At 40.3% G+C, this 6000-nt stretch carries 6 protein-coding genes; 5 read left to right on the top strand and 1 reads right to left on the bottom strand.

Annotated elements, in window-relative coordinates; all coding sequences use genetic code 11:
• Positions 1 to 241 precede the first annotated feature (241 nt).
• The 5 genes from ACC612_RS06875 to ACC612_RS06855 are packed head-to-tail and all read left to right on the top strand — an operon-like array spanning position 242 to position 5103.
• The gene (locus ACC612_RS06875) at positions 242 to 1369 is read left to right on the top strand and encodes a glycosyltransferase (protein WP_371853750.1); all 1128 of its coding nucleotides are present in this window, start codon (positions 242 to 244) and stop codon (positions 1367 to 1369) included.
• Positions 1366 to 1995 carry an acyltransferase gene (locus ACC612_RS06870; RefSeq protein ID WP_371853749.1) on the top strand — a complete coding sequence of 210 codons (630 nt, stop codon included), beginning with the start codon at positions 1366 to 1368 and terminating at the stop codon, positions 1993 to 1995. The genes ACC612_RS06875 and ACC612_RS06870 overlap by 4 nt, the downstream gene beginning before the upstream one ends.
• Positions 1996 to 2027: 32 nt before the next feature.
• Positions 2028 to 3101, top strand: a complete 1074-nt coding sequence (locus ACC612_RS06865; RefSeq protein WP_371853748.1) for a DegT/DnrJ/EryC1/StrS family aminotransferase — start codon at positions 2028 to 2030, stop codon at positions 3099 to 3101.
• Positions 3098 to 4102, top strand: coding sequence for a Gfo/Idh/MocA family protein (locus tag ACC612_RS06860; protein WP_371853747.1), 1005 nt, complete (start codon positions 3098 to 3100; stop codon positions 4100 to 4102). The genes ACC612_RS06865 and ACC612_RS06860 overlap by 4 nt, the downstream gene beginning before the upstream one ends.
• A gap of 41 nt (positions 4103 to 4143) precedes the next feature.
• Complete coding sequence (locus ACC612_RS06855; protein ID WP_371853745.1) at positions 4144 to 5103, top strand: hypothetical protein; 960 nt, start codon at positions 4144 to 4146, stop codon at positions 5101 to 5103.
• 23 nt (positions 5104 to 5126) lie between these two features.
• On the opposite strand, the gene galU is transcribed toward ACC612_RS06855, so the two are convergent.
• Complete coding sequence (galU, locus tag ACC612_RS06850) at positions 5127 to 5996, bottom strand: UTP--glucose-1-phosphate uridylyltransferase GalU (protein ID WP_371853744.1); 870 nt, start codon at positions 5994 to 5996, stop codon at positions 5127 to 5129.
• Positions 5997 to 6000 lie beyond the last annotated feature (4 nt).

Here is a 6000-nt window from a genome sequence, read left to right as displayed (position 1 = left end):
CAAGGAGATCTGTTCAAAAATACTGCTCTCTGGCTGTACTTTTAGTGGGGATGACCATAAACCTCGGCATTAATGAAAAGAAGGCTTTACAAGCCTTTGCTGAGTGAGGATACTACAAGGACCCTATCTCTAAACTAATTCATAATATTGTCATTGAATCGGCATTATCTATATATTATATAACTGACTATACGTTGTGCGTAGCTACTTTGATCCTACACTAATCTCTAAAATGATGCACATGAGCTTACTACCCATAGCTGTTCTTTTAACGATTATCCCAGCTAGTGTTTATCTGGTATATCTTGTGGGAGCTTTTACAACAAAAAATCCATTGGTAAAAAAGCTTGAATCTTTGCCTGTGGTCAGTGTAGTTATTCCCGCTTACAATGAGGAATCTGGGATAGCTGATCGTATTAATAATCTTGTCTCTGTGTATCCCGTTGAGAAACTTGAAATAATAGTTTCCAACGATGGTTCACACGACAGGACAGAGGAAGTAGCAAAAGCTGCTCTTCAGAAGCATTCTATAAAGGGAAAAGTAATTACTCATGAAAGAAGCGGGGTCAATAAAGCTATCAATAGGGGAATAGAAAATTCCAGCAATGAGCTCGTGGTTATAACCGGAGCTGACGGACTTTTTGATGAAAATACAATTCCTGATCTTCTATCAGTACTTCTTAGCAGTGATGACATTGGTGCAGTTTCAGGCGACCTGATACCAGTAGCAAAAGGAGAATCAGTGTTCTCAAATTCTGAATCAGCTTACAGATCCATATATGGAAGAATGTGTACCTGGGAAAGCAAGATACATTCAACTTTCTGTTTTAACGGTCCCGTTGTTGCATTCAAAAAGGAAGCTTCTTCTTCCTTGAACACCCGCAGAGGTGCAGATGATGCAAGTATGGCATTGTCAGTAATAAAAAAAGGATATCGGTGCCAATACGTGCCATCTGCGAAGTTCTATGAATACGTTCCTGACAAATTCTATGAACAGCGCAGGCAAAAGATACGCCGGGCTACAAGGCTTCTGGAAGCTACTTTTGTCAACAGGGATGCACTTTCTCCTAAATTTGGAAAATTCGGAACATTCGTTTTTCCTCTCAGGATACTTCTTTTCTTTGTGGTACCTACAATGTTCTTTTTATCTCTGCTTGTTTGGTTCTTCTATTTAGTTTCTTTGAGCATAGTGTATTCAGTAATTTTTGTCTTAGCGATATTTGCACTCATATCCATAGGTGGAGTAGTACCAAACGTATTCTCTTCCTTTATTATCTACCAGAGTTATCTTTTCCTTGGTTTCTTCAATATGCTAAGGGATGTACACGTCTGGGAGCCAACTGAAAGAGTAAAGATAACCAATGAATGACCATTATGCAGAACAATAAAGCGATAATTGGAAAAAACTCTAATGTACAGGCTTTCGTAGAAATAAGTATTTATCCTCCAGAGGGTCCAGAAACAATAATCGGAGACGATGCGACAATACGCTCACATTCTGTCATCTACGGTGGGAACAAGATCGGTGATAAGTTTCAGACAGGGCATGGTGTGCTCATTCGTGAAGGAAATATCATTGGTGATAATGTAAGCATTGGTTCTCATTCTGTGATCGAACGTGAGAATAACATCGGCAACAATGTAAGGATCCACTCTAATTGTTTTATTCCGGAATTTGTGATCATTGAAGATAATGTGTGGATAGGTCCTTCTACTACGATATTGAACGTCCTTCATCCTCCATGTCCCCGTTTTGAGGATTGTGCTAAGAATGTTACATTGAAAAGAGGTGTGAAGATAGGCGGTAATGTAACAATTGGCCCAAGAGTAACCATTGGAGAAAACTCTTTGATCGGCATGGGATCAGTTGTCACAAAAGATATACCTCCGAATGTACTTGCTTATGGGAATCCGGCCCGTGTTATTTGTACAATTGATGAAATGAAATGTGAAGTTGGCTACTTCATAAGGCCTTATGAATGGTTGAAAGAGTGATAGGAAACTATCTGTAAAAAGGAGTTGAGATCTTGCAGGTTAATTTAAGTGAAATGTACATTGATGACGAGATTAAAAAAGCTGTTAATACTGTTCTTGACAGCGGCCAGTATGTGAAAGGTAAGAACTTGACAGCTTTTGAGGCAGAATTTTCTGCATATTGCAACTCCAAATATGCTATTGGCGTAAATTCCGGAACTTCAGCCATGCTTTTAACTATGATGGCTCTTGGAATTGGCAGGGGAGACGAGGTGATTGTTCCATCTCACACCTTCATTGCTACAGCAAGCCCTGCAAAGTTCCTGGGTGCTACTCCGGTATATGTTGATATAGATCCTGTAAACTACAATCTTGACCCTGCAAAGCTCGAGGAAGCTATTACTCCCAATACTAAAGCAATAATCCCTGTTCATCTTTATGGTCATCCTGCTGATATGGATCCAATCATGAAAATAGCAAAAAAGCACGGGATCTCTGTTGTTGAAGATGCCTGCCAGGCACATGGTGCAGAATACAAGGGCAGAAAAGCAGGTTCTATTGGAAATTTCGCTGTCTTCAGTTTTTTCCCCTCAAAGAATATGACTGTTGCAGGAGATGGAGGTATGGTTCTCACAGACAACGAGGAAATAGCTCATAAAATGTCAATGCTGAGGGACCATGGTCGTACTGATAAATACCTGCATGAAATGCTGGGTCTTAATCTCAGAATGAGCGAGATCCCTGCTGCAATTGGCAGACAGCAGTTAAAACACCTTCCACAATGGGTTGAAAGAAGAAGGCAAATAGCTTCTATGTACAACGATCTGCTGGAAGATTATGTAAGTGTTCCTCAGGAAGCGGATTGGGCAAAGCATGCTTATTATGTCTATACTCTGCAGACACCAAATAGGGATGCTCTGCGTGAATATCTGCACACTAAAGGCATAAGTACGGGAATTTACTATCCGGTGCCTGTCCACAGACAGCCATGTATGGAAGCTCCTGATCTAACGCTTCCTGTTACAGATGCGTGTGTAAAGAGAATTCTCTCCATACCGATGCACCCAAAACTTACGGATGAACATGTCCATTATATTGCTGACAATGTCATAGGAGGGTTAAAATGACAGGCATTGCAGTCATAGGTACTGGTTACTGGGGCAAGAACCATGTGCGTACCTATAGTGAACTTCTTTCAGAAGGCAGAATTGATAAAGTGATAATCTGTGATATAAATGAGAAGCGTGCCAAAGAGCTTGGAGAATTGTTCAGGATCGATTACATCACTGACTATAGAAAAATCCTTAATGATCCTACTATACATGGCGTTAGTATAGTCACGCCTTCTCCTACTCATTTCCATCTTGCCAAGGAACTGATGGAAGCAGGGAAAGATGTGCTTGTTGAAAAACCAATGACCATGGACATTGTTCAGGCAGAGGAGCTTGTAAAGGTTGCGGAAAGGACAGGCCGGATCCTTATGGTAGGCCATATTTTCAGACATCATCCTGCCGTAAAAGAGTTAAAGGAAAGAATTGACCTTGGAGAACTGGGTTCTATTAGGATAATGTTTGGAAATCGTTTTTCATTCGGTGCTCCGAGAAAGGACATGGGTGTTATCTATGCTTTGGGTATTCACGAAGTTGACATTTTCTGTTACCTTGTTAACAAGGACATGCCAATAAGCATACTTGCAGATACACGTTGTTCATTGCAGAATGACATTGAAGAAACCGCTATGATCACCATGGATTTTGGAGGGGCTACTGCTTATGCATTTGAAAGCTGGATCATGCCTGCTTATGGCAAGCACCGCGATCTTGTTGTGGTAGGATCTGAAAAAGTGGCTAGAATCGATTACTTAAAACCACAGGAACTCCATATCTTCGATATGCGGATAGCTGAACAGGAAATCCAGGACAATACAATTTTCAGTGTGGAGAATGAAGGCTTCTATACTATTCCCATTCCATATGCAGAACCTCTAAAGGAGGAACTTTGTCATTTTCTGGAGTGCATTGTCTCACGAAAGGAACCTCTATCCAATGGCACAATAGGTATGAGGGCTGTCAGGATGGCAGAGGCAGCATTGTTGTCTGCAAAAGAAGGGAAAAAGATTCAATTCTGAATCTCCTTTATTATATTAATTAGAAATAGGGAGCTTATCAGATGAAGGATGTTCTGAAGATGGCTCCTCAACAATGTGACCTATTGAAACCACTATTTTCTGCGCCCTCTAACAATAGTTCCTCTCATAAATATCCCGAGGGTAAAGAATTTGCAGTATGCCTTGTTCATGATGTTGGAATTATTTCTCCTTCATTACCAAATGTCTTTTATTACTGTTACAGGCACATGAAAAAAGGGTCAATAAAAAACGGCTTTAAAATGCTTTTTTCAAGGTTCAGCAGACAGTTCAATCCATTCTTTAATTTTGAAAAGCTCATAGAGCTTGAGCGTAAATATGGTGCAATTTCTGGTTTTTACTTCTCGGTCCTGAACAAAGGAGAAAAAGGTTATAACTACAACATTTCAGACCTTGCATGCGAATTAAAAAACATTCGTGAAAATGGCTGGGAAGTTGGTTTTCTTGGAAGTCCAGACTCACTTTTTGATCTTGAGGAGATAGTTTCACGAAAAATGAAATTAGAAGATGTCCTCAGGGATAAGGTGGTGGGGTATGTGGACCCATTTAACTCTTTGAATAATCCTGAAAATTGGATAATATTGTACCAAGCAGGTTTCGAGTATATGACTGCTTTTGTAGATCCGGTGAACCATTTTGGTGAAAGTGTCTGTTACCCTTTCAGGGCTTATGATCCTGAAATAAAGGACGTAGATATCACAGTATTGCCCTTGAATGTCATTGATTTCAATGCTTCAGAAAGTTTTGGAAATGCAAATCTAAATGATGATGATGATATTGAAAACACCTGGGAATCCATAAAGAAAATCATAGACTACGTCTCTGAATGCTCTGGCATACTTACTCTACGTTTTCCAAGTGAAGCCATGATAGGCAATGGACTGTTTTTTTACGAGAGAATACTATCCTATTGTTCAAAAAAGAATGTATGGATGACCTCTGGGAAAAAGATAACAGATTGGTGGAGGTCATTTCATACTTAAGGGTTGAAATGTAACTATTTAACTCAATTGCATGGATTAAGCGTTCTCAGATGCTCCAGCATTTCGTCTCTCATTTCCTCATTCTCTAAAGCAAAATCCACGATGGCTTTAACATATTCCAGTTTGTCACCGGTATCATAACGTTTGCCCGTGAACTTGTATGCGTAGATCTTTTGGGATGCGTTAAGAAGTCTAATACCATCTGTTAGCTGTATTTCTCCACCTACGCCACAAGCTGTTTGTTTTATGCAATCGAATATCTCTGGAGTGAATACGTATCTTCCAATAGCACCGGTATTCGAAGGAGCTTTTTCAGGAGCCGGTTTCTCCACAATATCTTCAAGGAGGTATAGGTGGTCATCAAGTTCACGCCCTTTGATGATACCGTAGTTGCTAACTTTTTCCTTTGGGACTTCTTCCACTGCAATGGTGGAGCGGCCATATTTTTTGAAAACCTCGATTAGCTGCTTTGTGCATGGAGTGCTGTTTACTATAATGTCGTCACCAAGCAGCACAGCAAAAGGATCTCCACTGATATGTTTCTCAGCTGTGAGGATTGCATCTCCCAGTCCTCTGGGTTCCTTTTGCCTGATATAGTGGATATCCACAAGAGAAGAGATGTCCTGCACCATTTTAAGCATCTCTGTTTTTCCCTTGCTCTTCAAGTGCATTTCCAACTCAGGAGAATCGTCAAAATAGTCCTCTATAGACCTTTTACTTCTTCCCGTGACGAATATAATATCATCTATGCCGGAGTTTATAGCCTCTTCTACTACATAGTGGATCACTGGCTTATCGATGATAGGAAGCATTTCCTTTGGCATGGATTTAGTTACCGGGAGGAATCTTGTACCAAGTCCCGCAGTTGGTATTACCGCTTTCTTAATAGTCATTTTT

Origin of the sequence: Methanomethylovorans sp. (assembly GCF_041447285.1) — an archaeon.
GTDB lineage: Archaea > Halobacteriota > Methanosarcinia > Methanosarcinales > Methanosarcinaceae > Methanomethylovorans.
The sequence above is the reverse complement of the archived record's forward strand: the minus strand, read 5'-3'. Positions and strand labels throughout refer to the sequence as shown.

Bases quoted from the DNA above. Each gene is read 5' to 3' on its own strand.
- ACC612_RS06875 (WP_371853750.1), top strand. From the start codon at position 242: ATGAGCTTACTACCCATAGCTGTTCTTTTAACGATTATCCCAGCTAGT.
- ACC612_RS06870 (WP_371853749.1), top strand. From the start codon at position 1,366: ATGACCATTATGCAGAACAATAAAGCGATAATTGGAAAAAACTCTAAT.
- ACC612_RS06860 (WP_371853747.1), top strand. From the start codon at position 3,098: ATGACAGGCATTGCAGTCATAGGTACTGGTTACTGGGGCAAGAACCAT.
- ACC612_RS06855 (WP_371853745.1), top strand. From the start codon at position 4,144: ATGAAGGATGTTCTGAAGATGGCTCCTCAACAATGTGACCTATTGAAA.
- galU (WP_371853744.1), bottom strand. From the start codon at position 5,996: ATGACTATTAAGAAAGCGGTAATACCAACTGCGGGACTTGGTACAAGA.